The sequence below is a fragment of the Dyella sp. GSA-30 genome (assembly GCF_027924605.1).
Taxonomy (GTDB): Bacteria; Pseudomonadota; Gammaproteobacteria; order Xanthomonadales; family Rhodanobacteraceae; genus GSA-30.
This window is the reverse complement of record NZ_AP027042.1, coordinates 2037782-2064002: the sequence shown is the minus strand read 5'-3', so window position 1 is coordinate 2064002 and position 26221 is coordinate 2037782. Positions and strand designations below refer to the sequence as shown.

21 protein-coding genes are annotated in these 26221 nt (G+C 62.3%); 9 read left to right on the top strand and 12 right to left on the bottom strand.

The annotated features are described in order from the left end of the window. The first annotated feature begins 32 nt into the window (after nt 1-32). From QMG46_RS09120 to QMG46_RS09095, 6 genes are all read left to right on the top strand, one after another. Nucleotides 33-2678 (top strand): beta-mannosidase, encoded by a 2646-nt coding sequence (locus QMG46_RS09120; protein ID WP_281852194.1) that lies wholly within the window; start codon nt 33-35, stop codon nt 2676-2678. After that, nucleotides 2678-4120, top strand: a complete 1443-nt coding sequence (locus QMG46_RS09115) for a glycoside hydrolase family 125 protein (RefSeq protein ID WP_281852851.1) — start codon at nt 2678-2680, stop codon at nt 4118-4120. Before QMG46_RS09120 ends, QMG46_RS09115 begins: the two co-directional genes overlap by 1 nt. Nucleotides 4121-4141: 21 nt before the next feature. Continuing rightward, nucleotides 4142-6565 (top strand): GH92 family glycosyl hydrolase, encoded by a 2424-nt coding sequence (locus QMG46_RS09110; RefSeq protein ID WP_281852193.1) that lies wholly within the window; start codon nt 4142-4144, stop codon nt 6563-6565. A 209-nt stretch (nt 6566-6774) separates the two neighbouring features. Next, nucleotides 6775-7482, top strand: coding sequence for a DUF4328 domain-containing protein (locus tag QMG46_RS09105; protein WP_281852192.1), 708 nt, complete (start codon nt 6775-6777; stop codon nt 7480-7482). A gap of 480 nt (nt 7483-7962) precedes the next feature. After that, on the top strand, nt 7963-8340 hold the full coding sequence (locus QMG46_RS09100) for a DUF4328 domain-containing protein (protein ID WP_281852191.1): 378 nt from the start codon (nt 7963-7965) through the stop codon (nt 8338-8340). Nucleotides 8341-8442: 102 nt separating this feature from the next. Then, entirely contained in the window at nt 8443-11271 is a 2829-nt protein-coding gene (locus tag QMG46_RS09095) for a valine--tRNA ligase (RefSeq protein WP_281852190.1), read from the top strand. A 606-nt stretch (nt 11272-11877) separates the two neighbouring features. On the opposite strand, the gene rimI is transcribed toward QMG46_RS09095, so the two are convergent. From rimI to QMG46_RS09080, 3 genes are read right to left on the bottom strand one after another with little or no spacing between them, the layout of a single operon-like run. Beyond that, nucleotides 11878-12354, bottom strand: coding sequence for a ribosomal protein S18-alanine N-acetyltransferase (gene rimI, locus QMG46_RS09090; protein ID WP_281852850.1), 477 nt, complete (start codon nt 12352-12354; stop codon nt 11878-11880). Beyond that, a complete protein-coding gene (locus tag QMG46_RS09085; protein WP_281852189.1) occupies nt 12354-12851 on the bottom strand; it encodes a hypothetical protein in 498 nt (165 codons plus the stop codon). The genes rimI and QMG46_RS09085 overlap by 1 nt, the downstream gene beginning before the upstream one ends. Beyond that, a complete protein-coding gene (locus QMG46_RS09080) occupies nt 12848-13624 on the bottom strand; it encodes a CDP-alcohol phosphatidyltransferase family protein (protein ID WP_281852188.1) in 777 nt (258 codons plus the stop codon). Before QMG46_RS09080 ends, QMG46_RS09085 begins: the two co-directional genes overlap by 4 nt. Nucleotides 13625-13747: 123 nt before the next feature. Between QMG46_RS09080 and QMG46_RS09075 the strand changes: the two genes are divergently transcribed. From QMG46_RS09075 to QMG46_RS09065, 3 genes are all read left to right on the top strand, one after another. Continuing rightward, nucleotides 13748-14164, top strand: a complete 417-nt coding sequence (locus QMG46_RS09075) for a DUF4124 domain-containing protein (protein ID WP_281852187.1) — start codon at nt 13748-13750, stop codon at nt 14162-14164. A 94-nt stretch (nt 14165-14258) separates the two neighbouring features. After that, entirely contained in the window at nt 14259-15959 is a 1701-nt protein-coding gene (locus QMG46_RS09070) for a proline--tRNA ligase (RefSeq protein WP_281852186.1), read from the top strand. 301 nt (nt 15960-16260) lie between these two features. Further along, nucleotides 16261-16584 carry an H-NS histone family protein gene (locus QMG46_RS09065; RefSeq protein ID WP_281852185.1) on the top strand — a complete coding sequence of 108 codons (324 nt, stop codon included), beginning with the start codon at nt 16261-16263 and terminating at the stop codon, nt 16582-16584. Between the two features lie 71 nt (nt 16585-16655). On the opposite strand, the gene QMG46_RS09060 is transcribed toward QMG46_RS09065, so the two are convergent. The 9 genes from QMG46_RS09060 to QMG46_RS09020 all read right to left on the bottom strand — a co-directional run bounded on the left by QMG46_RS09060 (nt 16656) and on the right by QMG46_RS09020 (nt 26207). Then, on the bottom strand, nt 16656-17336 hold the full coding sequence (locus QMG46_RS09060) for a dioxygenase family protein (protein ID WP_281852184.1): 681 nt from the start codon (nt 17334-17336) through the stop codon (nt 16656-16658). Nucleotides 17337-17465: 129 nt separating this feature from the next. Continuing rightward, nucleotides 17466-18674 (bottom strand): threonine/serine exporter family protein, encoded by a 1209-nt coding sequence (locus QMG46_RS09055; RefSeq protein ID WP_281852849.1) that lies wholly within the window; start codon nt 18672-18674, stop codon nt 17466-17468. 186 nt (nt 18675-18860) lie between these two features. Beyond that, nucleotides 18861-19310, bottom strand: a complete 450-nt coding sequence (locus tag QMG46_RS09050) for an NfeD family protein (RefSeq protein ID WP_281852183.1) — start codon at nt 19308-19310, stop codon at nt 18861-18863. Nucleotides 19311-19330: 20 nt separating this feature from the next. After that, nucleotides 19331-20290 carry an SPFH domain-containing protein gene (locus QMG46_RS09045; RefSeq protein WP_281852182.1) on the bottom strand — a complete coding sequence of 320 codons (960 nt, stop codon included), beginning with the start codon at nt 20288-20290 and terminating at the stop codon, nt 19331-19333. Between the two features lie 100 nt (nt 20291-20390). Beyond that, nucleotides 20391-21764, bottom strand: coding sequence for a sensor histidine kinase (locus QMG46_RS09040; protein ID WP_281852181.1), 1374 nt, complete (start codon nt 21762-21764; stop codon nt 20391-20393). A 27-nt stretch (nt 21765-21791) separates the two neighbouring features. Continuing rightward, complete coding sequence (locus QMG46_RS09035; protein ID WP_281852180.1) at nt 21792-22115, bottom strand: hypothetical protein; 324 nt, start codon at nt 22113-22115, stop codon at nt 21792-21794. 77 nt (nt 22116-22192) lie between these two features. Then, nucleotides 22193-23533: a sigma-54-dependent transcriptional regulator gene (locus tag QMG46_RS09030; RefSeq protein ID WP_281852179.1), complete on the bottom strand. Its 1341-nt coding sequence runs from the start codon at nt 23531-23533 to the stop codon at nt 22193-22195. Between the two features lie 108 nt (nt 23534-23641). Further along, the gene (locus QMG46_RS09025; protein ID WP_281852178.1) at nt 23642-24886 is read right to left on the bottom strand and encodes an ABC transporter permease; all 1245 of its coding nucleotides are present in this window, start codon (nt 24884-24886) and stop codon (nt 23642-23644) included. Nucleotides 24887-24896: 10 nt separating this feature from the next. Then, the gene (locus QMG46_RS09020) at nt 24897-26207 is read right to left on the bottom strand and encodes an ABC transporter permease (protein ID WP_281852177.1); all 1311 of its coding nucleotides are present in this window, start codon (nt 26205-26207) and stop codon (nt 24897-24899) included. Between the last annotated feature and the right edge of the window lie 14 nt (nt 26208-26221).

Below are 26221 nucleotides of genomic sequence, written 5' to 3'. Positions count from 1 at the left end.
AGCTTGCTGCGGAGCGCTACGCCTTGTCATCCATGACACGTCTCTCCCTCGGCCTCTCGGCCGCCCTGTGGATCACAGCGTGCGGCAGCGCGCTCGCCGCGTCGGCGACATCGCGCCCCCTCGATACGGGCTGGCAGCTACGGCTCGCCGAGCATTCGCCACAAGCCGCACAGCATGCCGCGCAGACGCAATGGCAAGCGGCCAAGGTACCCGGCAGCGTACAGACCGACCTGCTGGCCACCGGCCAGATCGGTGATCCGTTCTATCGTGACAACGAAGCCAGCCTGCAATGGATCGGCCTGACCGACTGGGACTATCGGTTGTCCTTCGACGTCGATGCCGCCACCTTGAAACGCGGCCATGTCGATCTTGTTTTCGAAGGCCTCGATACCTTTGCCGACGTATCGCTCAACGGCAAGCATGTACTGGCTGCCGACAATATGTTTCGCCGCTGGCGCATCTCGGCCAGGAAAGGACTGCATCCCGGCAAGAACACCTTGCTGGTGCAGTTGCATTCGCCGATCGCGCGCCTGCTGCCATGGCTGCTCAAGCAGCCCTATGCCCTGCCCGGCGAGTTCGACTCCAGCTTCGGCGACGAACCCAAGGGCAAACAGACCTCCAACTACGTACGCAAAGCCAACTACCAGTACGGCTGGGATTGGGGCCCGCGCTTTGTCACCTTGGGCATCTGGCAGCCGGTAAAGTTGGAGAGCTGGGACGATGTACGCCTGGCCGATTTCCATATCGCGCAACCGCACGTCGATGAGGCCACGGCGCAACTGCAGGGCGAGCTTAAGCTGCAATCGGACAAGGCCGGCAATGCACAGGTCAAGCTGAGCTGGACCGCGCCTGATGGCAGCCATGGCGACATCAACCAGGCAGTCACGCTGACCGCCGGCGACAATCAGATCGAGCTTCCGCTCAGCATTGCTCACCCGCAACGCTGGTGGCCGGCCGGCTATGGTGCACAGAACCTCTATCACTTCCATGTCGACGTCACCGCCGGCGATGCGGTCGTGGCGAGCGCCGATCGCGATACCGGTCTGCGCACCGTCGAACTACGACGCGAACACGACCAATGGGGGCGCAGCTTCGCTTTTGTGGTCAACGGCGTGCCGATCTTCGCCAAGGGCGCCGACCTGATTCCCTACGACAGCTTTCCCGAGCGCACCACGCCCGAACGCCTGCGACAGATCCTCACCTCCGCCCGCGACGCCAACATGAACATGCTGCGCATGTGGGGCGGCGGCTACTACCAGAGCGATGCGTTCTACGACATGGCCGACCGGCTCGGCATCATGATCTGGCAGGACTTCATGTTTGGTGGTGCCGTGCCGCCGTATGACGAAGCCTTCCGCAAGAACACCGAAGTGGAGGCGACCGAGCAGGTGCTGCGTTTGCGCGATCATCCCAGCATCGTGCTCTGGTGCGGCAACAACGAGGTGCAGACCGGCTGGGAATCCTGGCCCGATCGCGAGACGTTCCGCCAGTCGATCTCCGCCGACGAGCGCGCCAAGGTCGAGCAAGGCATGAAGGAACTCTTTGGCCACACCCTGCGCAGCGTAGCCAACAAGCTCGCGCCGGAAGTGCCCTACTGGGCCAGCTCGCCCAGCACCGATTACGAGGGCCCCGCCAACGTCCTGACCGATGGCGATTACCACTACTGGGACGTGTGGTCGGGTTCCAAGCCGATCGAGAAATACCTGGAGACCACGCCGCGTTTCCAGTCCGAATACGGCCTGCAGTCATTCCCGGTGATGGCGACGATCGACAGCTTCACCCAGCCGGAGGATCGCTCGCCGAATTCAACGGTAATGCGTGCGCACCAGAAGTTTGCCAACGGCAACGGCAACGACCGCGCCTTGCTGTATATCCGCGACAACTACGGCGAGCCGAAGGATTTCGCTTCGTTCGTCTACCTGAGCCAGGTGATGCAGGCCGAAGGCATCGAACTGGCCGCCGAACATCTGCGCAGCGCGCGTCCGCAGAGCATGGGGTCGCTCTACTGGCAGCTCAACGATGTGTGGCCGGGCCCGTCCTGGTCGAGCGTCGACTACTACGGCCGCTGGAAGGCCCTTCAGTTTCACGCCAAGCGTTTCTATGCACCGGTCGATGTGGTGCCAATCCGCCGCGACGGTACGACAAATGTCTTTGTCGTCTCCGATCGCACGGAGCCATTTGCCGCGCAACTGCGCACACGCCTGTATGACATGGACGGCAAGCTCCTGCATGAGAGCACCAAGCCCATCAAAGCCGATGCATTGAGCAGCACGCCGGCTGGCACGCTGACGGATAAGGAGTGGCTGCACGGTGCCGATCCGAAGCGCACGGTCGCTTCGTTCGAGCTGCTCGAACAAGGCAAGCCGGTTGCCCGTCATCTGCTTTATTTCGGTGTGGCGAAAAGCTTGACCTTGCCGTCGCGGCCGGAGCTGCAAGCCGAGTGGCTCGATGATGGCCATGTATTGCGTATCAGCACCAAGCGACTGGCCCGTGCCGTGTGGGTCGATCTGGGCGCCATCGACGCGCAGCTATCGGAAAACGCTTTCGATCTGTTGCCCGGCGAGCACGTGGATATCGCGATCGAGAGCAAGGCCGACCTTGCCAGCCTGCAGGCCGCACTCAAGCTGACCTCGCTGGTGGATGCGGTGCAGCCGGCGGCGGCGGAGACCAAACCATGATGACATCGCGCCGCAATCTGCTGAAGTGGATGGCGCTGGCCCCGGCGATGGCTACGCTCGGCGGTAACGCATTCGCGTTTACCGCCAAGAGCGGCAAGACGTTCACCAGCCATCGCCCGCCACTGGCAAAGCGCAAGTTCACCAGTCCGGCGGTCGAGCAGTTGATCGCCAGGACCAAGTCGCGCATCGGCGATCCCGAACTGGCCTGGATGTTCGAGAACTGCTTTCCGAACACGCTCGATACCACGGTGGAAGTCGGCACACTGCGCGGCAAGCCCGACACCTTCGTGGTCACCGGCGATATCGATGCGATGTGGATGCGCGACTCGTCCGCGCAGGTCTGGCCGTATGTGCAGCTGGCCAAACACGACCCTGCCCTGCAGCGTCTGTTCCGCGGCTTGATCCACCGCCATACGCTATGCATCTCGATCGATCCCTACGCCAATGCCTTCATGCCCGACCCGCAAGCGAAGAGCAACCTGGATTGGGCGCAGCACGACGTCACCGACATGCGTCCCGGCGTCGCCGAGCGCAAATGGGAAATCGACTCGCTGTGCTATCCGGTGCGCCTTGCGCACGGCTATTGGCAGGCGACCGGCGACCTTACGCCGTTCGACGACGACTGGCACGCGTCGATGCGCAAGGTGCTGGCGACGTTCAAGGAACAGCAGCGCAAGCAGGGCAACGGCCCTTATCAGTTCCAGCGCACATCTCCCAATCCGACCGAGACGCAGTTCCTGCACGGCTATGGCAACCCCACCAAACTGGTGGGCATGATCCACGCCATGTTCCGGCCGTCGGACGACGCCTGCCTGTATCCGTTCAATATCCCCGGCAACCTGTTCGCAGTCACGACGCTGCATCGGATGGCCGAGATGTTGCGCGCGCTACGCAACGACCATGACACTGCCGGCGAATGCGAAGCCTTGGCCGATGAAATACAACACGCGGTGGAAACCTATGGCGTGATCCGTGGCGAACAGGGCGATTGCTGGGCTTACGAGGTCGACGGTTACGGCAATCAGCTGTTCATGGACGACGCCAACGTACCGAGCCTGCTCGCCCTGCCGTATCTGGAAAGCTGCAAGCGCGACGACGCCCGGTACCAGCGCACACGCGCGGCCGTGTGGAGTGCGCGCAATCCGTATTTCTTCGAAGGCAAGGCTGCCTCCGGCATCGGCGGACCGCATGAAGGGCTGCGCATGATCTGGCCGATGTCGATCATGATGCGCGCGCTGACCAGCGCCGACGAAAGCGAGATCGGGCAATGCGTGGGCTGGCTGAAAAGCACCCACGCCGGCACCGGCTTCATGCACGAAAGTTTCGACCAGGACGACCCCGGCAACTTCACCCGTGCATGGTTCGCCTGGGCTAACACCTTGTTCGGCGAACTGATCGTGCAACTGGCCGAACATCATCCCGCCGTCCTGCGGCAGGCTTAAATCGTTGAGGAGTACAAACACATGTTGACGCGTCGCCGGTTCTTGCAAGGCATGGCCTCCCTCACTGTCCTGGGCAGCCAGCTTGGCGCGCTCCCTGCCTTTGCGATGCCTGTCACGCGAGGCAGGAATGTCCCCACCGATCGCGTGTCGCGCCACGTGGACGTCTTTGTCGGCACCGGCGGCCATGGCCACACGTATCCCGGCCCGACGATGCCCTTCGGCATGATGCAGTTGAGCCCCGACACCAACGACTCGCAATGGGACGGCAGCTCCGGCTATCACCAGGGCGACGGATCGATCATGGGCTTCTCGCATACCCATCTGAGCGGCACCGGTGCCGCCGACATGCTCGACGTGCTCGTCGTGCCGGCCATCGGCGAGGTCCGCCTGCAGCCCGGTGATCGCCAGTACGACGGCGTGAACTATCACTCGCGTTTCGACGGCGTACGGCCCGGCAAGACCGAGCCGAAGGGTTACAAGACGCACCTGAAAGGCTATCGCTCGCGCTACACGCAGGAGCAGGCGCACCCTGGCTACTACAGCGTGCAGTTGACCGATACCAAGGTATTGGCGGAACTCACCGCCACCGAGCGCGCCGGCATCCATCGCTACACGTTCCAGGACAGCGGCGAAGCACATCTGCTGATCGATCTCGCGCATGGTTTCCACGACGATCCGAAAACACCGACCAAGGTGACCGATGCCGAGCTCAAACTGATCGGCAACGACACGCTGGTCGGTTCGCGCGTGGTGCATCAGTGGGCCAATGGGCGGCATATCTATTTCGCGCTGAAAGTATCGCGCCCGTTCAATCGCTCGACGCTGTATTCGAACGATGCGCCGCTGCCCAGCGGCAGCGCGCAGGCCAAGGGCATCGACCTCAAGGCCGCGCTGTTTTTCGACAAGGCCGATAGCGCGCCTTTGCTGGTCAAGGTCGGCATCTCCGGCGTCGACGTCGAAGGCGCACTGCGCAACCTCGCCGCGGAAATTCCCGCCTGGGATTTCGATGGTGTGCGCAACGACGCCCAGGAAGCCTGGGAGCGAGAGCTGAGCCGCATTCGTATCGACACGCCATCGGACGATATCAAGCGCACGTTCTACAGCGCGCTTTATCACACCATGGTCGCACCGACGCTGTTCAGTGATACCGACGGCCGCTATCGCGGCATGGACATGCAGGTGCACCAGCTTCCGGCCGGCCAGCACAACTACAGCACGTATTCGCTGTGGGATACGTATCGCGCCGAGCATCCGCTGCTGACCTTGTTCCAGCCCGATCGTGTGCCCGATCTGGTCAACGGACTCGTACGCATGGCTGCCGAGAGCCCCGCCGGGCCGCCGGTATGGCCGCTGCAGGGTATCGAGACGGTGTGCATGATCGGCTATCACTCGGCGGTCGTGATCGCCGAAGCGCAGGCCAAGGGCTTTACTGGCATCGACTACGCCAAGGCCTGGCCGATCTATCGCAAGCGCGCGATGGACGACGACTATTTCGGCTTGGCCGAATACCGCAAGCGCGGCTACATCCCCAGCGATCTGCAAAACGAAGCGGTCAGCAAAACGCTCGAGTACGCCTATGACGACTGGGTCATGGCGCATATGGCCGATGCGGTGGGCGAACATGGTGACGCCAAGGCGTTGCGCGAGCGGTCGCGCAACTATCGCAATGTGTTCGACAAGACAAAGAACTTCGTGCGTCCGCGCGGTAGCGACGGCAAGTGGCTGGAGCCGTTCGATCCGCGTGCGATGGGGCATTCGAAGAAGTGGCGCGACTTCACCGAGTCGAATGCCTGGCAGGCGACCTTCCTCAATCAGCACGACGTTTACGCGTATATGGAACTGTTCGGCGGCGCCAAGGCGTTCGAGCAGAAGCTGGATGCCTTGTTTGCGGCATCGTCCGAACTGCCCGACGATGCGCCGCCGGATATCGCCGGCATGGTCGGCCAGTACGCCTTCGGCAACGAGCCGGCACATCACGTGCCCTATCTCTACGCGTACAGCGGCGCGCATCACAAGACGCAGGCGCGTGTGCGCATGCTGCTGGAAACCATGTATCTGCCCGCACCCGATGGCCTGCCCGGCAACGAGGATTGCGGCCAGATGAGCGCGTGGTACGTGATGAGCGCGCTCGGGCTTTATGCGGTCGATCCGGTCAGCACCAACTACGTTTTCGGCAGTCCCTTGCTCGATCGCGCCGAAGTGCAGCTTGGTGGCAACAAGAGCCTGATCGTGCAGACGCAGGGCAATGGCCCCGGCAAGCCGTATATCCAGTCGGTCACCTGGAACGGCAAGCCGTGGACAAAGAGCTGGATCAGCCACGCCGAGCTGACCGCCGGCGGCACGCTCTCGTTCCAGATGGGCGACAAGCCCAACCCCTCGTTCGGCTCGGCCCTCACCGACCGACCACCCGCCTTCGGCATGCCGGCAACCCAGCAGGCATCCTGAAGCCAAGCGCCCCTGGCGAGCCGCCCTCACGGCTCGCCAGGAGTGTGCCCTCTTTCCCTGAAAAGCCACCTGGTTTGTAGGAGCGGCTTCAGTCGCGACCGGCGGCTACGTCAAGGCTTGTCGCGACTGAAGTCGCTCCTACAAAGATTGCGGGCTGAGGTGGCGTGATACTTTCCCGACATAGCCCTCCCATTCAAGGAGCGATCGCGATGTCAGGGGATGATGGAGTTCTTGCTGACCATCGGCACAAGGCCGGGGCCTTACCGCCTCGATGGGCTTCGCTATCGATACTTGCTGGTTTGTTTGGCATCAGTGCAGTGGTCGATATCACCTCGTTGATAGCCGATATTGTCGCCAGGACGAAAGACATCCATCGGATGCTTCAGCCGATCATTGTGGCTTCACCCTCATCCGGTGGTACGAGCAATGCGGAATCCATGCGGCCCATGGGCTTCCAATACTGGCTAGATCATTTGCTGCAAAACATGCATTACCCACTCCAGGTACTGCTATACATCCTGGCCGCGTGCTGGCTCTATCAAGGTATCGAAAACCTCAACGCTAGATATGCCAGCAGTATCGGCAAGCCTGCACGAGCGGCAATCTGGTGCCTGATTCCTGCGGTCAATCTGATCTCTTCCATTTTTTTCCTGGATCGGCTTTGGCGAGCCAGCATCGACATACATGACTGGAAACAGCGAAGCACACCTCTACTGTTACCGATATGGTGGATGGTGTGGCTGGCAAGCGTGCTCAGCATCAAGCTCTCGATATTCCTCGGCAACTCGATCGAATATCACATTCGATTCGAAAAGCGGCTCATCGAGCACGATCTGATTTCCCTTCTCGCCCTAGTCTTGTCCGTTATCGTGGTCCTGCGCGTTACCCAGGCCCAACGGCGACAGTTCGGAGCCTAGTGTCGACTGTTGCATGGGCAGCTTGTGCGTATCGAACTTGCCATGCATGATCGTCGAACCCCGGCCTCGCGCCGGTTCGGTGATGCGGGGTAGAGCGGTGTTAGCCGCTACCTACGGTTGCCTCACAGCTCGTCACTCCTGCAGGCCTCCATGGCGATATCGGGCAACAATGCTGAGCCTCTCGAGCATGCAGCCTTGAGCAGGCCTCGATGGAGGTCGCTGTGGCCACTCGCTGGCTTGATCGCGGCCGGTGCGTTGGCGGATGCTGCCTCGTTACTGGTACACATCCGCGCAGACTTGAAGGCTTTACCGGAACTCTCGCCACCGATCGTACACTCGTCTCCGGTGACACCGGATTTCGTTTCAGCCCCCATGGGTCCCACCGGGCTTGCGTACGCGCTGAAGTACTGGCCAGAAAGCATGCATCTGCCATTGCAGCTCCTGCTATACATGCTGACGGCATGTTGGATCTATCGAGCCATGCAGAACGTCAACGCCAATGCGGCTCAAGAGGTGGGCCGGCCAAGCTGGGCAGTGGGCTGGTATTTTGTGCCTCTGGCCAATCTCGTGCTGCCGGCGCTCTATATGAGCCGGCTGTGGCGAGCGAGTATTGATGTGCACGGGTGGGCTCACCGAAGCTCACCAATCCTGTTGTGGGCCTGGTGGCCGATGTGGGTAGCTCGCCTCCTCGCCGTGTATTTGACGTTTTGCATTTACGTCGACGCCACGCTGGAACAGCAACGCCTCTATCTCCAGATGGACACCGCGCACGGCCTGCTCTGCCTGTTCGCGCTGGCCCTTTTCCTGGCGGTAGTCCTGAGCGTATGCCGCGCCCAACAGCGCCAATTTGGGCGCTAGAAGGCGCCCGGCGGCCCGGTTTTGGCACACCCCACCCCACCCCTTACAATAGAGGGCTTAGCCCCTATCCAGCGCGCCCCGGCGCGCCAACGCGAGTCCCCGATGGAAAAGAGTTTCGAGCCCAGCCAGATCGAGTCCAGGTGGTATGCCCGGTGGGAAGCCAGCGGCGACTTCAAGCCGTCGGGCAAGGGCACGCCGTACAGCATCCTGCTGCCGCCGCCGAACGTGACCGGCACGCTGCATATGGGCCATGCCTTCCAGCAGACCGTGATGGACATGCTGATCCGCTACCACAACATGCGCGGCTTCAACACGCTGTGGCAGGTGGGTACGGACCATGCCGGCATCGCCACCCAGAAGATCGTCGAGAACCAGCTCGCCGCCGCGGGTCAAACCCGCCACGACCTGGGTCGCGAGCCGTTCGTCGAGCGCGTGTGGCAGTGGAAGGAAGAGTCGGGCTCCACCATCACCAATCAGATGCGCCGCCTGGGCGTGGCCGCCGACTGGTCGCGTGAGCGCTTCACCATGGACGAGGGCCTGTCCGACGCCGTGCGCAAGGTGTTCGTCGAGTGGTATCGCGCGGGCCTGATCTACCGCGGCAACCGCCTGGTGAACTGGGACCCGGCATTGCAGACGGCGGTGTCCGACCTTGAGGTGAACAACGTCGAGCGCGACGGCCACCTGTGGTCGATCCGCTATCTCACCGCCGATGGCAGCGATAGCGTCGTGGTAGCCACCACGCGCCCGGAGACCATGCTCGGCGACGTCGCCGTGGCCGTGCATCCGGAAGACGAGCGCTATGCGCATCTGGTCGGCAAGATGTTGCACCTGCCGCTGTCCGGCCGTGAGATCCCGGTGATCGCCGACGACTATGTCGAACGCGAGTTCGGCACCGGTTGCGTCAAGATCACGCCCGCGCACGACTTCAACGACTACGCGATCGGCCAGCGTCACAACCTTGCACCGATCGATATCTTCACGCTGGACGCGAAGGTCAACGACAACGCGCCGGAGAAATACCGCGGTCTGGACCGCTACGACGCGCGCAAGCAGATTCTTGCCGACCTCGAAGCCTCCGGCCTGCTGGTCGAAACCAAGCCACACAAGTTGCAGGTGCCGGTGAGCCAGCGCTCGGACGCGGTGATCGAGCCGATGCTGACCGACCAGTGGTTTGTCGACCTGACCACCGACGTGCAGGCCGACGGCCGTCCCGGCGGCCGCAAGGCCATTACCGAGCCCGCGCTCGACGCCGTGCGCAGCGGCGAGATCAAATTCGTGCCGGAAAACTGGTCCACCACGTATACGCAGTGGCTCGACAACATCCAGGACTGGTGCATCAGCCGCCAGCTGTGGTGGGGCCACCGCATCCCGGCGTGGTACGACGAGGCGGGCAATATCTTCGTCGGCGAGAACGAAGCCGACGCGCGTGCGCATGCCACGGTCGAACCGGTCGGCACGCTGCGCCAGGACGACGACGTGCTTGACACCTGGTTCAGTTCGGCGCTGTGGCCGTTCTCCACGCTCGGCTGGCCGGCCAATGGGCCGATCAAGAACGAGCGCGGCGAGATCGTTGCCAACTGGGAAAACGACAAGCTGTTCCTGCCCAGCGCCGTGCTGGTCACCGGCTTCGACATCATCTTCTTCTGGGTCGCGCGCATGGTGATGGCGACCAAGTACTTCACCGGCCAGGTACCGTTCCGCGAGGTGTACATCAACGCCATCGTGCGCGACGCCGAGGGCCAGAAGATGTCCAAATCCAAGGGCAATACGCTCGATCCGCTGGATTTGATCGACGGTATCGAGCTCGAACCGCTGGTCGAGAAATCCACCCGGTCGCTGTTGATCCCGCAGGTGCGCGAGAAAGTCGAAAAGCGCATCCGCAAGGATTACCCCAGCGGCATCCCGGCGATCGGCACCGATGCGCTGCGCTTCACTTTCGCCGCACTGGCCAGCTACAGCCGCACGATCAACTTCGACATCAAGCGTGCCGAAGGCTACAAGGCGTTCTGCAACAAGCTGTGGAACGCGGCGCGCTTCGTGTTGATGAATCTGCCCGAAGGCGAGCTACCCGCGCCCACCGGCTTGCCGGCCACGGAAGCCGAGCGCTGGATTCTCACGCGCCTGAAGCAGACGCTGGGCGACGTCGAGCAGCATTTCACCAGCTACCGTTTCGATCTGCTTGCGCAGGAACTGTACGAATTCACCTGGAACGAGTTCTGCGACTGGTTCCTGGAACTGTCCAAGCCGGCGTTGAACGGTGATGACGCGACAGCGGCAGCATCCACGCGTCACACGCTCCTTGTCGTGCTCGAAACCATTCTGCGTGCACTGCATCCGATCGTGCCCTTCCTCACCGAAGAAATCTGGCAGAACGTCGCGCCGCGCTTGAGCCTGCACGAAAGCGGTTTGATGCAACGTCCATGGCCGCGTGCCGAAGACATCGTCGCGGACGACGCAGCCACGGCCGAGATCGAGTGGTTCAAGAACGTGCTGAGCGGCATTCGCCGCATCCGTGCGGAAATGAACATCGCACCGGGCAAGACGATTCCGCTGTTGCTGGCCGATGGCGATGCCAGCGATCGTGCGCGCGCGGCAAAGTTTGCCGCGCAGATCAGCTTCCTTGCACGCGTTGAAACACCGCAATGGATCGAAGCCGGCACGGATGAACCGGCCGCTGCGGCAGCCGTTGTCGGTTCGCTGCGCGTGATGATCCCGCTTGCTGGATTGATCGATCTGAGCGCGGAAAAAACGCGTCTGGCCAAGGAGATCGCTCGCATCGAGGGCGAGATCAAGAAGTGCGAAGGCAAATTGGGCAACGCCAACTTTGTCGCCAATGCACCTGCCGCCGTGGTCGAGCAGGAGCGCCAGCGCATTGCCGATTGGAGTGTGCAGGTGAGTGCATTGCGCGAGCAGATGCAGAAGCTGGGTTGATTCTTTTAGGAGAGCACCCCGCAAGCACCCGCCCCCTCACCCCAACCCTCTCCCCCGGCAAAGCCAGGGGAGAGGGAGCTAACTGAGGCAACTTCAGTATTTCGCACTTGCGTAACCTACCCCCTCTCCCCTGGCTTTGCCGGGGGAGAGGGTTGGGGTGAGGGGGCTTTAAGTCCTCACCACCACGACGCCTCGCGCACCAATCCGGCGTACCTCAGAAGCGCCAGAAGCGTCCGCTATCGGTTCGAGTAGACGGTCCGAACGGTTTTATCTCTCAATGCTGCTCAGAGCCCTGGCTCTAAAGGCCATTCTCTCTTTGGTTACTTTCTCTTTACTCCGGACCTAAAGGTCCTCCGCCCTCCGGGCCGGCTTCGCCGTTCGCATGCGCTACGCGCAAGCGTGGGCCAGCAAAGAGAAAGTGACTCGCTCGCCGGCAGGCGAGTGAAACGCCCGCTGCGTAGGCGGCCAGGTCGCCCGAACACCCAGGCAAGAACCAGACCGTCACGTCAAAAGCTTCCGGCCTGCGCCGGAATGACGAAGTAGGAAAACTTGCGGCAAATGTCCGGGTACAGGCGTTCACTCGGATAAAAAGAAGGAAGAGACCACTCACACCTTCCCAGCCACCAAATCCAACGCCATCACAATGGCATCCTCTCGCCCTTCGCGAGCCGGGTAATACTTCGGCCGCTGCCCGATCTCGTTAAACCCCATCGAGCGATACAACGCCTGCGCCACAGGATTCGACGGCCGCACCTCAAGAAAGACGCGCTCAGCCGCATGCCAACGCGCCACGTCGATCAGGCGACGCATCAGATGCCGTCCCAACCCCAACCCGCGATACGACTGGCCAATGCACACGTTCAAAATGTGCGCCTCGCCCGCCCCCACGGAAAGAATGCCGTAGCCAACGACCTCGTCCTCGATGCACATCACCCAGCACGGATGACCGGCCTTCAGGCAATCACCAAAGATGCCCGGGGACCACGGAAAGTCATAGGAAGCACTCTCCAACGCAGCAACCGCCGCGAGATCCTCGCGACGCATGGCGCGCACCTGCGACTGGGGGCGTGCTACCGCAACCATCACGCCGCGCCCCCACTGGCGAGCGCGCGGCGCAGGCTGCGCAACGCGTTCCACAGGCGACGCTTGCCCGCGCCATTGGCGCGAATCTCGTGCGGCTCATCGGCCAGCACGATCTGCGCGCGATTCAACACCGCCGCGGGCAAGACACGTCCTAACGCGTGCGCCTGGGCCTGACCGAAGACCAGATAGGCGCGCGCTTCGGGAACATGCCCCAGTTGCCCATCCACACCGACTTCGATGCGTGCCGCACGCGCCAGCGACGGACCGTAGGCGCTGAATGCCCGCCCCAGCAGGTCGAGCAGCGCGACCGGACAGCCGGCCGGCAAAACCACGATGCTGTCGCCTGGTGTTCCCTGCAGCGCGGCCACGGCTTCGTTCGTATCGAACACGGCCGGTATCGGGTCCGCAAAAGGCTGGCGACGGACCCATGGCGTCACGCCGAGCGCGCGCAGCAGACGTGCGCGATGCGGATCATGCGAAAGCGTGGAAATACTCATCCGACATTCCGGCGGCGACGGCGTGTGGCCACGCCCCAGAGCGTGAACACAGGACCCGAGAGCGCGTAGAGCAGGAATACCACGAACAGAACACGCGGCGGATCGACAAAAAACGGAATCAGCACGAGCACGCCCGCGATCATCCACAGGAACGGCACCCGGCCGCCCTCGCCGGTCGGCAACGACTTGAAGCTGAAATAGCGGAACCGGCTGACCATCAACAGGCCGATGATCACCGCCATGGGCAAGGTGACCGAGGAAACGTCGCTGCCGGCAACGCCGAACTTGTCCATGCTCCACACAAAGGCCATGCAGACCGCCGCCGCGGCCGGGCTGGCCAGGCCCTGGAAGTAACGCTTGTCGATCACCTTCACCTGGGTGTTGAAGCGCGCCAGACGCAGCGCCGCGCATGCGGCATAGATAAAGGCGGCCGCCCAGCCGATCTTGCCCCAGGTCGGGCCGAAGTCCTTCAGCGACGACAGCGACCAGGTGTACATCACCAGCGAGGGCGCCAGGCCAAAACTGATCAGGTCCGACAGCGAGTCGTATTGCACGCCGAACTCGCTCTGCGTCCCGGTGGCGCGTGCGACACGCCCATCCATGCCGTCCAGCAGCGCAGCGATAAAGACGGCGATGGCCGCTTCGCTGTAGTTGCCGCCTATGCTGGTCACGATCGCGTAGAACCCGGCGAACATCGCGCCGGTGGTGAACAGGTTCGGCAGCAGGTAGATGCCCCGGTGCCGTGGCGTGCGAACGGGTGTGCTATCGCTCATGAATCGATCCGTGACGGAATACCCGAAGTTTAGAGCCTGATCGCACTCAGGTTCCATGTTGGCTTGAGTCCGGGGCCACCGGGGGTGTTAACTACGGCGCATTCATCCCGCCCGGAGATATTCATGCGCCGTCCGTTCCTCGCCGCCGCGTTGCTGTTGCTCGCGCCCCAGGTTTTCGCCCAGGCCTATAAGTGGACCGACAGCGCCGGCACGGTGCATTACTCCGAGACGCCGCCGCCGACCGGCACCAAGTACCAGCGCATGACGACCACCGGCAGCTCCGAACCCCTGGCGCAGCCCGCCTCGACTGCCGCCAAGCCAGCCACCGCCGCGACCGCGGCGGCCCAGCCGGTGGCCGATACCCCGGCCAATCGCGCGAAATTCTGCAGCACGCTGAAAACCAACCTGGACATGCTCAAGGGTGATGGCCCCCTGGTGATTCAGCAGGACGGCCAGCAGAAAACGGTCGATGAGGACCAGCGCAAGAGCCAGATGAACATCGCCCAATCTCAGTACCAGCAGTATTGCAGCGGTAAGTAAACCCGTATCGATCCCGTCCGGTGCGCACAGCCACCGGCCGGGCGCGGGCCACACCGGGCTATAATCGACTCTTTTACACGCCGGATTCGCTCGCATGCGCCTCAGCCAATTCCACCTGGCCACCGTCAAGGAAGTCCCCGCCGACGCCGAAATCGCCAGCCATCGCCTGATGCTGCGTGCCGGCATGATCCGCAAACTGGCCTCGGGGCTGTATACGTGGAGCCCGCTGGGCCTGCGCGTGCTGCGCAAGGTCGAGGGCATCGTGCGCGAGGAAATGAACCGCGCCGGCGCGATCGAGATGCTGATGCCCTCGGTGCAACCCAAGGAATTGTGGGAAGAAACCGGGCGCTGGCAGAAATTCGGCGGACAGCTGCTGAAGATCAAGGACCGTAAGGAGCAGGAATTCTGTTACGGCCCGACGCACGAAGAGGTGATCACCGATTTCGCGCGCAATGAGCTCAAGAGTTACAAGCAGCTGCCAGTCAATTTCTATCAGATCCAGACCAAGTTCCGCGACGAGATACGCCCGCGTTTTGGCGTCATGCGTGCGCGCGAGTTCCTGATGAAGGATGCCTATTCCTTCCATCTGGACGCCGGCTCGCTGGCCGCTACCTACGAAGTGATGTACCAGGCCTATTCGCGCATTTTCACCCGCCTGGGCCTGACCTTCCGTGCCGTGCAGGCGGATACCGGGGCCATCGGCGGTAATGCGAGCCATGAGTTTCAGGTGCTGGCCGATTCGGGCGAGGACGCGATCGCGTTTTCCGACCAATCCGACTACGCCGCCAATATCGAGAAGGCCGAAGCCCTCGCGCCGGCACAAGGCCGCCCGGCTGCCAGCGCTGAGCTGCAGTTGGTGGACACGCCGGCCGTGCGTAGCGTCGAGGATGTGACCCGGCATTTTGGCGTCCCCGCCGATCGCGTACTCAAGACCATCCTGGTCCGCGGCAAGGACGGTCTGGTGGCGTTGTGCCTGCGTGGCGACCACGACATCAACGACGTCAAGGCCGCCAAGCTGGCCGAGCTGCCGGACGAATCCGTGCTGGCCAGCGAAGAGGAGATCCTCGCCGCTACCCAGACCCGCCCGGGCTTTATCGGCCCGGTCGGCCTGCCCGAGTCGATCCCGGTGATCGTCGACCGCAGCGCCGCAGTCCTGGTTGACTTCATCTGCGGCGGAAACGCCAACGACAAGCACTACAGCGGCGCCAACTGGGAGCGCGATGCAAGCATCACCCGAATCGAAGACCTGCGCCAGGTCGTTGCCGGCGACCCGTCGCCCGATGGCAAAGGCACCTTGCGCATTGCGCGAGGCATCGAGGTTGGCCATGTATTCCAGCTGGGCCAGAAGTACGCCGAGGCCTTGAAGGCCACCGTGCTGGACGATCAGGGCAAGCCGCAGGTGATGTTCATGGGCTGCTATGGCATCGGCGTCAGCCGCATCGTGGCCGCCGCGATCGAGCAGCGCCATGACGACGCCGGCATGATCTGGCCCGAAGCGATGGCGCCGTGGCGCGTCGCCGTTTGCGTGATCAACCCCAAAAATGCCCCGGATATCGCCGAGGCAGCCGAGTCTCTTTATAAGCAACTCAATGACTTGGGCATCGATACGGTGCTGGACGACCGTGGCTTGCGCCCTGGCGCCATGTTTGCCGATATGGAATTGATCGGTATTCCGCACCGCGTCGTCGTCAGCGAACGCGGCCTGGCCGCCGGCACCCTGGAATATCGCGCCCGCCATGAAAGCGAAGCGCGTAACCTTACTCAAGATGACCTTCTGGCCCTGCTGGGACAATAACCCGGCCGCCATGGCAGATTAAAGAATATCCGCCATTTAAACGCATGCAAAAAAGGCCGCCTCTCGCGGCCTTTTTTGCATGCGCCATTCTGCCCTCGACAATAATCGAGCAAAACCCTTACAGCACATTCGGGGCATATCTGACAATTACACCTTTGGTAGTACCCAACCCTCTTGCAACCCGACTTTACAATCGGGTAGGGGTTCGGGGAAAATCGATCCCGCAATTGGGACGCCAATTGCTACAAAACAAATAAATCAAAAAAGCCGTTAATCACTCACTCACCCGGGAGTTATACCCATGGCCGTAGACCTCAAAAGTCTCAATCACACACAGCTGAATGATCTCATCACCAAGGCTCAGGTTCGCCAGAACGAACTGCGCAAGGAAAAGGTCGGCAAACTGCGTGAGAAAATCCATGCATTGATCAAGGCCGAAGGTTATTCGTTCGACGATATTTTCGGCGGCAAGGTACCCGGCAAGCGCCGTTCGGGCGGCACTGTCGCGCCGAAGTACAAGAACCCCGCCAACCCGGAGCAGACCTGGTCCGGCCGCGGCAAGCGCCCGCGCTGGTTCAACGATGCCCTGAAGGCCGGCAAGTCGGAAAAGAGCCTGCTGATCTGACGATTAGTGTTTAGACGCCCTGCAAGAAAACGCCGGCCTTCGTGCCGGCGTTTTTTTTATGGCTGTCGAGGCTAGCCGTTATTGAGAATGATGTCCCATTCGCCCGCCAACTTTTCGGTCCCGGGTACTGGCTGCAATTGCACCAGCACCCGTCGCCGATCGTCTTCGCTCAGCGCCTGGAACAATAAATCGCTGTCGTTCAATGGTTCGCCGGCGAAATAAAGCTGGGTGACCAGGCGGTCCGCGCGACCGGAAACGTCGAAATGAATATGCGGCGTACGCGTCCACTCCGGCGTGGCCGGATATGCGCCGGGTTTGATCGTACGGAACCGGTAACGCCCCCATGCATCGGTCTTTTGTATGGAATAGCCCTGAAAACCGGGATCCAAGGGCGCGGTCGTATTGGGATCGCTGGGATGATCGTAGCGGCCATGTACGTTAGCCTGCCACAGCTCGATTTTTGCATTGACCACCGGCTTGCCGTCGCCATCGAGAACGCGGCCGCTCAGTTCGATCACCTGTCCCAACGCCACGCCATGCCGCCCGGCAATACGGGTCAGATCCGCGTCCCGATCCAGCGGCTTAAGCACCGGATAATAGGGACCCATGATCTCCTCCGGCGCCGGCACCATACGCCGTCCCTGTGCCAGAAGGCCGCCCGATACGAGTGCGCTACCGGCCAACAGGCTCGTTTTCATCGCGCGGCGCCGCGAAAGGGAATGGATTTCCGTGTTTTCGAGTTTATCGCTCATATTCGCTCCTTGACTCGTACGAGTCTGTGTGGGTAAGCGAATAACAGCAAAATACATTTGACCACGCAGTCGGTACGCGCCCCCTTTTTTGTAGGTCGCACGCAGGTGTCGCTTAGGTGTTGCGCTTTGCTACAACGATCGGCGCGGTGAAACCAGCAGGTCGCCAAAGAGCAGGCCGGCCACGAGCGAAACCAGCAGCGTCACCAGCAGCAACCCCGTATCCATGCCCAGCTCGGTATCACGTTCGAGCAAATAGGAAACGCTACGAAAGCCCACGCTGCCGGGAACCAGCAAGATAATGCCCGGCTCCCGAATGACCGACCCGGGACGATGCATATACCGCGCATAGGCATTCGCCAGCGCGCTAAGCAAAAAACCGCCCAGGAAAACGCCGAACGGCGCCTTGGGCAGCGAACCGGCGATCTGGCCACCCCAGCGCGTGGCGAGATAGCCGAGAATGACCGCGCCCATCACGGTGAGCCAGTCGCGACGCGCAGCGCGAAACGCAATCGCCCAGGCAAACGCGCCCACGATGAGAGCGACCGCCTCGGTCCAGGATGGCAGTGGCGTCTGCGCGAAATCGCGCGCGTGAATGCCCAGCGCTTCGCAAAGCTGGGTCGCGGCCACCGTGCCGAAGGTGAGCTTGAGCAAGGTGGAGATCGCACCGCCCATGCGCGCCATGCCGGCCACGAGATGCTGACTGGAGATTTCGCGTACCGCCGTGGTCAAGGCCATGCCGGGCACCAGCACGATCAGGCTGGCAAGGATCACCGACTTGAGCGCCAACGGCACGATATACGCGCTGACGGTGATCGCCACCGTGGTGGCTACCAGCGCGCTGATCGCTTCGCTGGCGATGGCCAGCCGAGGCCGTGTTGCGGACGAGACCATGATCCAGCCGATGATCAGCCCGATCACCCCTGCGGTGACCAGATCCGTCCAGGCACAGTGCAACAGCAACGCCACCACGCTGGCCGCGGCAAGACCGTAGGTCGCAATCACGCTGGCCTGCGCCTGGCGCGTATCAGGCTTGCCGAGCTGACGCAGCAGACGGAAGCCCTCGCGCATGTCCAGCTCGCCGTCGGTAACACGATCGGCGATGGTATCGGCTTCGCACAGGCGCCCGAGATTGACATCGCCCGGCGACAGACGCATCACCTGCGTTACCTGGGCAATCGCTTCGTCGCCCTGCGAAAGCTCGGCAAACGAAACGATGATCGCCGTCGGACTGGACCAGATATCCGCTTGCAGGCCGAAACGCTGCGACACACCGGAAATGGCCATCTCCAGGCGCGGCGCAGAGGTGCCGTACTGATGCAACTGGCGCGCCAGCTCCATGATGAAGACAATCCGCGTCTTGAGCTCGGTACCCTCGAACGAAGGTCGGAAAGCCTGCGGCGGCGCGGCGCGCCAGGGTACATGGATGGGAGAAGGAATACGGTGCATGACCGCATTCTTACCCGGAAGTACGCAACTTGAACACCGGTAATTCGCGATGGGGAGTGACCACCGCGACCGTCCATGTCACGACACCGCTCTGACCTTCAATGTCGTACCGTCCACATCGACCACCTCGACGGTCGTGCCAAGCGGAAGATCCGGTCCGCTGACCAGCCATTGTCCATCGCCCACGCGGGCCTTACCGCGACCGTTGACGATGGCTTCGATCAACACATAACGCCGCCCGATCAACTGCTCGCCACGGCGGTTGAGCCGCTCGTCGCCCGGCTCGCTACGCTGCAACCTGGGGCGCAACGCATACCAGTAGACTGCGCAGGACGCGAACGCCAGCACCGCAAACGTGACCGCCTGCGCCAGCATCGACATATCCGGCAATACCAACACCACGACACCGGTCGCCGCGGCGGCGATGCCGATCCACAACATGAAATACCCGGGCAGCACCACCTCGATCGCGATCAGGATCAAGGCGAGAATCCACCAGAGGTAGTGCAAGGCGACGTTTGCGAACATGTCCCTCTCCTTGAGATCGCTCAGCGATTGACCGGCGGTGGCGTACGGCGGTTTGCAGCGAGGGTCTCCTGCTGCTGTCCGAGCGATTCTTTCGCCAGTTCGGCGATACCGGCGAGCGAACCCAAGATACCCGTCGCTTCCATCGGCAACATCAGCATCTTCTGGTTCGGCGAGTTCGCCATTTCCTTCAAGGCTTCGACGTACTTGTTGGCGACGAAGTAATTGAGCGCGTTGACGTTACCGTTGGCGATCGCTTCGGACACCAGCTTGGTCGCCTGGGCTTCGGCCTCGGCCAGGCGGATACGTGCCTCGGCTTCGCGGAACGCGGCTTCCTTCTTGCCGTCCGCGGCAAGAATGGCCGACTGCTTTTCGCCATCGGCCTTGAGCACGGCCGCCTGGCGGAAACCTTCCGCTTCAAGAATATTCGCGCGCTTCTCGCGCTCTGCTTTCATCTGTCGTGCCATCGAATCGACCAGATCGCGCGGCGGCGCGATGTCCTTGATCTCGATACGGTTGACCTTGACGCCCCAAGGATGCGTGGCTTCGTCGACCACGGTCAGGAGCTTGGCATTGATCGCATCGCGCTGACTCAGCGATTCGTCCAGATCCATCGAGCCGAGCACGGTGCGGATATTGGTCATGATCAACGCGAGCGCAGCCTGCTCCAGGTTGGAGACTTCGTATGCCGCCTTGGCCGCATCCAGCACCTGATAAAACACCACACCATCGACACGCACCACCGCGTTATCCTTGGTGATGACGTCCTGACTGGGCACGTCGAGCACTTGCTCCATCATGTTCATCTTGCGCCCGATGCCGTACACGAACGGCAACAGGAAATGCAGACCCGGCGACAACGTGCGGGTGTACTTGCCGAACTGTTCTACCGTCCATTCGTAGCCCTGCGGCACGATGCGCACCAGCTTGGCCAAGACGACGACAGCGACGATAACGACAATCAGCGCAAAAATCTGACCCATGGTACGACTCCTTTCGACGATTGGAGCGGAGTATAGGCGAGGTGTGGGGGTGCGGCGGGTTAAGCGTTGGTAAGGAGCTCGTCCGGCGGAGCGTAAAAATTCAAACCAGCATAAGCGGCAACAACAGCGTCACCCGCAGCCCACCTTCATCCCGGTTGGCCAAGGCAATCCGCCCGCCATGTGCCTCGGCAATCTCACGCGCAAGCGCCAGACCCAAGCCGGTACCCGATCGTTTCGTCGAATAAAACGGTAACAAGGCCTGGGCAAGCACGATTTCCGTCATGCCCGGACCATGGTCGGCCACTTCGATACGAAGCTCGTGGCCGATCACTGCCAACGACAAGGTCACTTGGTCATCGGCACTGCCTGATTCGTGCGCATTCTTGATCAGGTTGATCAGGACCTGCTCGATCTGCGCCGCGTCGAACCAGCCAGGCTGTTCGGGTACCTTGCCGACCAGACGGAACTGGCAGTGCAAGGCCAGGCCCTGCAAAAACTGCGGCCATTCGATCTTCGTCGCCTGCGGTGCAGGCAGCTTGGCGAAACTCGCATAGCCGGCAATAAAACCATGCAAATGACGCGCACGCTCGCCAATGGTGGCAAATACGCCGGGCAGACGTTCGGTGTCGCCGCGCCGCGCCAGTTCCGCACCCGAATGGGAGAGCGAAGAGATCGGTGCGAGCGAATTGTTCAATTCATGACTGATCACACGAATCACGCGCTTCCAGGTCGCCACTTCCTGGCGCGAGAGTTCGCGGGTCATGCGGCGGAACAGTTGCAGGCGATGCGGACGTCCCTGCAAGCGGAAGTTGCGTTGCGATAGATGGAAGGTTTCTTCGCTGCCATCCATCTCGACAGTCAACAAGGCGTCCTCACCGCTGAGCGCGGCACGACGCAGCGTTTCAGGTGTGCTTTGCAGCAGTTCGGCAAAGTCCAGACCTTGCAGCGATTTGCCATCGTTGAAAAGATGCCGCGCGGCGATATTTGCATACACCACGCGGCTGCTCGCATCGCTGAGCACCAATGCAACGGGTGTGTTCTGCACAACGGTGTCGAGCAACAGCTCGCGCTGCGCCAGATTCTGGCGTTGCTCGCGCAACGTCTGGCCAAGCGCGTTGTGCATGCGGATCAGGTCGCCCAACTCATCGCGACGATCGGCGGCGATCGAAAAACTGAAGTCGCCGTCGCGATAACTCGCTACCGCACCCTCCAGCGCCCGCAACATGCGGTTGACCGGCGACATCACCAAATGCCCGAGCCACAGCGACAAGGGCAACAGCACGATCAGGGTAACGATGAAGCCGCTGTATGGACCGGTGGGCATCGGCACCACCAGCGACAGGTCTTTTTTCATCCACACAATCAGCTGCGGCAGCGGCCATTGGGTTACGCCGGTGTAGATCAATGCACCGGCGATACCGACCACCACCAGCAGCACGGTCAGCCGCAGCTGCAGACTCAGACTACGCGCCATGCCGTCCCCTTCATGCGCGCGACCTGCTTAGTGGCATTTGGAATTTCGCGGATCGGCCGCGCAATTGGCCGCCGGGCGTTCGTTGTCGCCAAACACGCTGTTGTCGTTGATCGCCTTGGGACGATTGGGATCCGGACGCGCGGTGTCGGTGACGTGAGGGCGGTTGTCCTTGAACTTGAAGCGGCCATTCTGCTGCGAGTCGCCGGCACGATTGCTATCGCCGTACTTGACGGTGCTGGCGCTGGCCGGCTTGCTCCAGCTGTCGCTGGCCTGCGTGGCGGACTGCGCGCCTGCCGCCTGGGCAGCCAGCGCGAGCACGACCGAAGCGATCAACACGAATGAACGACGCATGGCAGGCTCCCTTGGGTTTTCACGGATGCCCGATCTTAGAGCCAAGCCCAAGGCGTCGCATAGGCCAGAAGCCTGGCTCAGGTCTGCGTCGCCAGACCGTAACGCTCCATCCTTCGATACAGCGCCTGGCGGGACAGCCCCAGCGCCTGGGCGGCACGGCTGACGACACCGTCGGCCTTGCCCAGAGCAGCCTCGACGGCCTCACGGCTGGGCTCGTCCAGGTTACGCGCGGCGGCCGCCGCCTGTTGCGGCAGATTGAGTTGTTCGGGCGTGATGCGGCCACCGGAGGCAAGCAGGGATGCGCGCTCGATCGCGTTCTTGAGTTCGCGCACATTCCCCGGCCACGCATAGTTCAACAACGCGTCGCGTGCGGCGTCGCTGAGCTCCGCGCGGCCGCCGAGGAAATGCTCGGCCAGCGGCAGGATATCGTCGACGCGCTCGGCCAGCGGCGGCAGGTTTACTTCGATCACATTGAGGCGATAGTAGAGATCCTCGCGGAACGTACCGGCGCGAATCATCGCCTTGAGGTCGGCGTTGGTCGCGCTGAGCACGCGCACCTTGACCTGGCGCGTACGGCCCGAACCCAGGCGCTCGAACTGACCCGTTTCGAGGACGCGCAGCAGCTTCACCTGGCCCGACAGCGGCAAATTGCCGATCTCGTCCAGAAACAAGGTGCCGCCATCGGCCAGCTCGAAACGGCCTTCGCGTGCCTTGTTCGCACCCGTATAGGCACCGGCGTCGGCACCGAAGAGTTCGGCTTCGATCAGTTCCCCCGGCAGGGCGCCGCAATTGACCGCGATGAACGCACCACGCTTGGCTGGCGAGTTTGCGTGCACTATCGCCGCGATCCGCTCCTTGCCAGCGCCATTGGGGCCGGTGATCAGCACAGGCACTTCCGAACGCGCGACCTGACAGGCCAGGTCCAGCGTGCGCGCCATCGACTCGGACGCAAAGACCAGATTGTCCAGATCGTAGCGGCGCTGCAGGTCTTCACGACGCTTGCGCCGTTCGTTGCGTGCGCGGCTTACCTCACGGGTCGATTCGGACAGCTCCAGCAGGTTCTCCACCGTCGCCAGCAACTTGGCATCGTCCCAGGGCTTGGCCATGTAGTCGGCGGCACCGGCCTTCACCAGCTCGACGGCCGTCTCCAGGTGCGTCCACGCGGTCAGCAGGATCACCGGAAGATCGGTATGACGCTGGCGGATCGCGCGGAACAGCGCCACGCCCTCTTCGCCCGAGGTGGTATCGGCGGTGAAATTCATGTCCTGGATCACCACGTCGATCCGTTCGCGCTCCAGCATCTCCAACCCCTGCTCCTGGGTCAGCGCCACCAGCGGCCGGATTTCGTGCAGCGACAAGGCCAGCGACAGCGCCTCGCCGACGGTGGGGTTGTCATCAATGATCAGGACAGTTCGCATTTTTCGTCTACACATGCCGACATGGATGCAGCTCCATGCCAAAAGGTTGCCATGACTTTGGTCATGGAGTGAAAAGCCGGTCGTGCCAGCGACCGACTTTACTGTAGTTCACGAGGACCGTGTCGCCACCACCGGAGGCACCCGGGCGGCACGCCATGCCGGCCCCAGGACAGCCAGCTGACCCAGCGTCCAGAGCAGGATGGCTCCGATCGGCAGGTAGACGCCCGGCAGGCGCGGCAGCTCGTAGTACTTCATCAGGAAGATATTGAGCATCAGGGCCAGGAACATGCCCAGGACGATGCCGCCGGTCACGATTAGAAAGTTCTCGACATGGAAGTAGCGCAGGATGTCGCCCTGCGTGGCGCCGATCGCGCGGCGGATGCCGATCTGCCGGGTCCGTTGCTGCACCCAGAAATTGGCGAGCCCCGCCACGCCCAGCGCCGTCACGAACAGCAGGCCAAGCGCCGAGGCGATCAGCAGGCCGATCATGGTCACGTCGCGCCGGAAATACTTCATCCGCAGTTGCGTGAACGTGCTCACGCCGTCGACATCGATGATCCGCTCCCGGCTTTGTCCGAGCAGAACATCCGGCGCCTGCTTCAGGATGCGTTCGCGATCGCCCGGCGCGCTCTTGAGCAGATAGATCACGTTGCCATAGCCAGGCGACATCGGCCAAAGCATCGTGTATTGATTCTTGTCCCCGCGCAGCTGCGGACGCAGCAGCGTGTCGACAATGCCCACGACACGGATGGGCTTGCCCGATCCGCTGTAGAGCTCCTTGCCCAAGGCGGATTCACCGTGAAACAGACGTTGTGCAAGCTCGCGGCTGATGACGGTCGAATGGACGTGGTCGCTATCGGTTACATAGTCGTCGTCGACGAAATCGCGGCCGGCGACGAGCTTCAGGCCCAGGGCCTCGATCTGACCGGCGCTGCCTGCGTATGTATCCACCTGCAGGCACCCGCCCTGCTTGGAAAAAGCCGTGCGCGACGCCATCGCCTGTTCGAAGTCCTGTTTGCTGGCGCAGGTGCCGTAAGACGACTCGCTCCCGCCGAATGGCACGCTATCTACCGCAACGGCCATCTGCACGCCTGGAATGGTGCGCAGCGCGGTCAGATCGGTGGCATAGCGCGCCGGCAGGTTCTCGTCTTTTCGCGTCACCGCGCTGCCGATCACCGACAGCGACGACTCGTCCACGCCGCTGATCACGTTGACCCGCTCGATCCTGCGTTCGACGATAAAGGTAACGTTGGAGACGATGGCGCAGGTTACGGCGACCTGCAGCAAAAGCAGAAAGGCGGTGAGCTTGTGGTGCCGCAGGCTGACCAGGATGGGACGAAGATTGAGCGTCATGGCGGGCACCTCAAAGCTGTTTCATCTGCAGCGCGGGCGGCACGCGCGACGCGCGCCAGGCCGGAATGAAACCCGCCAAAAGACAGGCCGCGATCGACAGCGCGAAGGTCATCGCCAGCATCGACACGTCCATGCTGGCCAGTTGCGCATAGTCATCGGGGCGCTGCCTCACGCTCCATAGGCCCACTTGAGCAAGCAGCAAGCCCAGAACGCCGCCGATGACGCCGATGGCCAGGGCCTCCATGCCCAGTTGCAGAAAGATGTCACGTCGGCGAGCACCCAGCGCCCGGCGTACGCTGAGCTCGCCACTGCGGCGCAGAAACTTGGCCAGCAGCAAGGCCACGATGTTCAGCACGCAGACCACCAGGAAACTCAGCGCCAGCCACAGCTGCAGGCGTACATCGCCCGGCACCAGATGCTGATGGTCCAGCCGCTGTGCCAGGGTATCGAGCCGCGCCTGCGATGGCTCCCGCTCGAAACGTCCCAGCGCCTTCTGCTGCGCCGAATAGTCCACCAGGAACTGCCGATACGCCGCTACCGCGTCCGGGCTGTCCAACTGGACCCAGAACTGCAGCCAGGAGGTGGTCGGACTGACCATCTTCGTGTTGTCCTCGTCATGGCCCCAGCCGGAGAAATTGCCAGTGCCCGCCAGCTTCAGGTCCACCGCAACGCTCAGCGGCATAAAGAACTGATCCGTGGCGCCAAAGGTGCGAGACACGCTGTCGCTGTAGAACAACGGCTCGGGCTGCCAGTCGGCGATCACGCCCACGACGCGATAGTCGGTATCGTCCAGGCGTACCGAACGACCGACGGCCCCGGCATCGCCGAACAACTTGCGCGCTAATGACGTCGACAGCACCACCAGGCGCGCACGTGCGGCATCGTCATCGGCCGACCATCCTTCGCCAGCCGCAAAGGGCACGCCGAACATCGCGAAAAAGTCCGCCGTGGTATAGCGCCCATCGATGAGAAACGGGCTGTTGCCGTGCAACGGCGCACGCACCAGCACCTCACCACCGGCCATCGCCGCCTGACGGGTGGCGCGACGCGCTTTAAGCAAGGCCATGGCGTCGGGCCAGGTCATATTGTCGGCGGGATCGTAATCGGCCGCCGTGCTGAATTTCAGCGGCAGTGGATCGACATGCGGATAGAACAACACATGGCTTCGCCCAGGCAGCGGATCGCCCGACATCACATGCAGCACCGTGAGCATCGTCATGCTCGCGCCGATGCCCAGTCCTATCGCCACCACCATCAAGACGGTCAATACCTTGCTGCGCCACATGCTGTGCAGCGCCAACGACCAGTAATAACTCAACACGCTCTCGCTCCCTC

Excerpts from the sequence above, each read along its gene's own strand:
- QMG46_RS09025 (WP_281852178.1), bottom strand. The coding sequence starts at position 24,886 with ATGACGCTCAATCTTCGTCCCATCCTGGTCAGCCTGCGGCACCACAAG.
- QMG46_RS09110 (WP_281852193.1), top strand. The coding sequence starts at position 4,142 with ATGTTGACGCGTCGCCGGTTCTTGCAAGGCATGGCCTCCCTCACTGTC.
- QMG46_RS09095 (WP_281852190.1), top strand. The coding sequence starts at position 8,443 with ATGGAAAAGAGTTTCGAGCCCAGCCAGATCGAGTCCAGGTGGTATGCC.
- QMG46_RS09040 (WP_281852181.1), bottom strand. The coding sequence starts at position 21,764 with ATGGCGCGTAGTCTGAGTCTGCAGCTGCGGCTGACCGTGCTGCTGGTG.
- QMG46_RS09115 (WP_281852851.1), top strand. The coding sequence starts at position 2,678 with ATGACATCGCGCCGCAATCTGCTGAAGTGGATGGCGCTGGCCCCGGCG.
- QMG46_RS09080 (WP_281852188.1), bottom strand. The coding sequence starts at position 13,624 with ATGAGCGATAGCACACCCGTTCGCACGCCACGGCACCGGGGCATCTAC.
- QMG46_RS09060 (WP_281852184.1), bottom strand. The coding sequence starts at position 17,336 with ATGAGCGATAAACTCGAAAACACGGAAATCCATTCCCTTTCGCGGCGC.
- QMG46_RS09030 (WP_281852179.1), bottom strand. The coding sequence starts at position 23,533 with ATGCGAACTGTCCTGATCATTGATGACAACCCCACCGTCGGCGAGGCG.
- QMG46_RS09075 (WP_281852187.1), top strand. The coding sequence starts at position 13,748 with ATGCGCCGTCCGTTCCTCGCCGCCGCGTTGCTGTTGCTCGCGCCCCAG.
- QMG46_RS09070 (WP_281852186.1), top strand. The coding sequence starts at position 14,259 with ATGCGCCTCAGCCAATTCCACCTGGCCACCGTCAAGGAAGTCCCCGCC.
- QMG46_RS09100 (WP_281852191.1), top strand. The coding sequence starts at position 7,963 with ATGCAGAACGTCAACGCCAATGCGGCTCAAGAGGTGGGCCGGCCAAGC.
- QMG46_RS09085 (WP_281852189.1), bottom strand. The coding sequence starts at position 12,851 with ATGAGTATTTCCACGCTTTCGCATGATCCGCATCGCGCACGTCTGCTG.
- QMG46_RS09035 (WP_281852180.1), bottom strand. The coding sequence starts at position 22,115 with ATGCGTCGTTCATTCGTGTTGATCGCTTCGGTCGTGCTCGCGCTGGCT.
- QMG46_RS09050 (WP_281852183.1), bottom strand. The coding sequence starts at position 19,310 with ATGTTCGCAAACGTCGCCTTGCACTACCTCTGGTGGATTCTCGCCTTG.
- QMG46_RS09120 (WP_281852194.1), top strand. The coding sequence starts at position 33 with ATGACACGTCTCTCCCTCGGCCTCTCGGCCGCCCTGTGGATCACAGCG.
- rimI (WP_281852850.1), bottom strand. The coding sequence starts at position 12,354 with ATGGTTGCGGTAGCACGCCCCCAGTCGCAGGTGCGCGCCATGCGTCGC.
- QMG46_RS09065 (WP_281852185.1), top strand. The coding sequence starts at position 16,261 with ATGGCCGTAGACCTCAAAAGTCTCAATCACACACAGCTGAATGATCTC.
- QMG46_RS09055 (WP_281852849.1), bottom strand. The coding sequence starts at position 18,674 with ATGGAGCTGGCGCGCCAGTTGCATCAGTACGGCACCTCTGCGCCGCGC.
- QMG46_RS09105 (WP_281852192.1), top strand. The coding sequence starts at position 6,775 with ATGTCAGGGGATGATGGAGTTCTTGCTGACCATCGGCACAAGGCCGGG.
- QMG46_RS09045 (WP_281852182.1), bottom strand. The coding sequence starts at position 20,290 with ATGGGTCAGATTTTTGCGCTGATTGTCGTTATCGTCGCTGTCGTCGTC.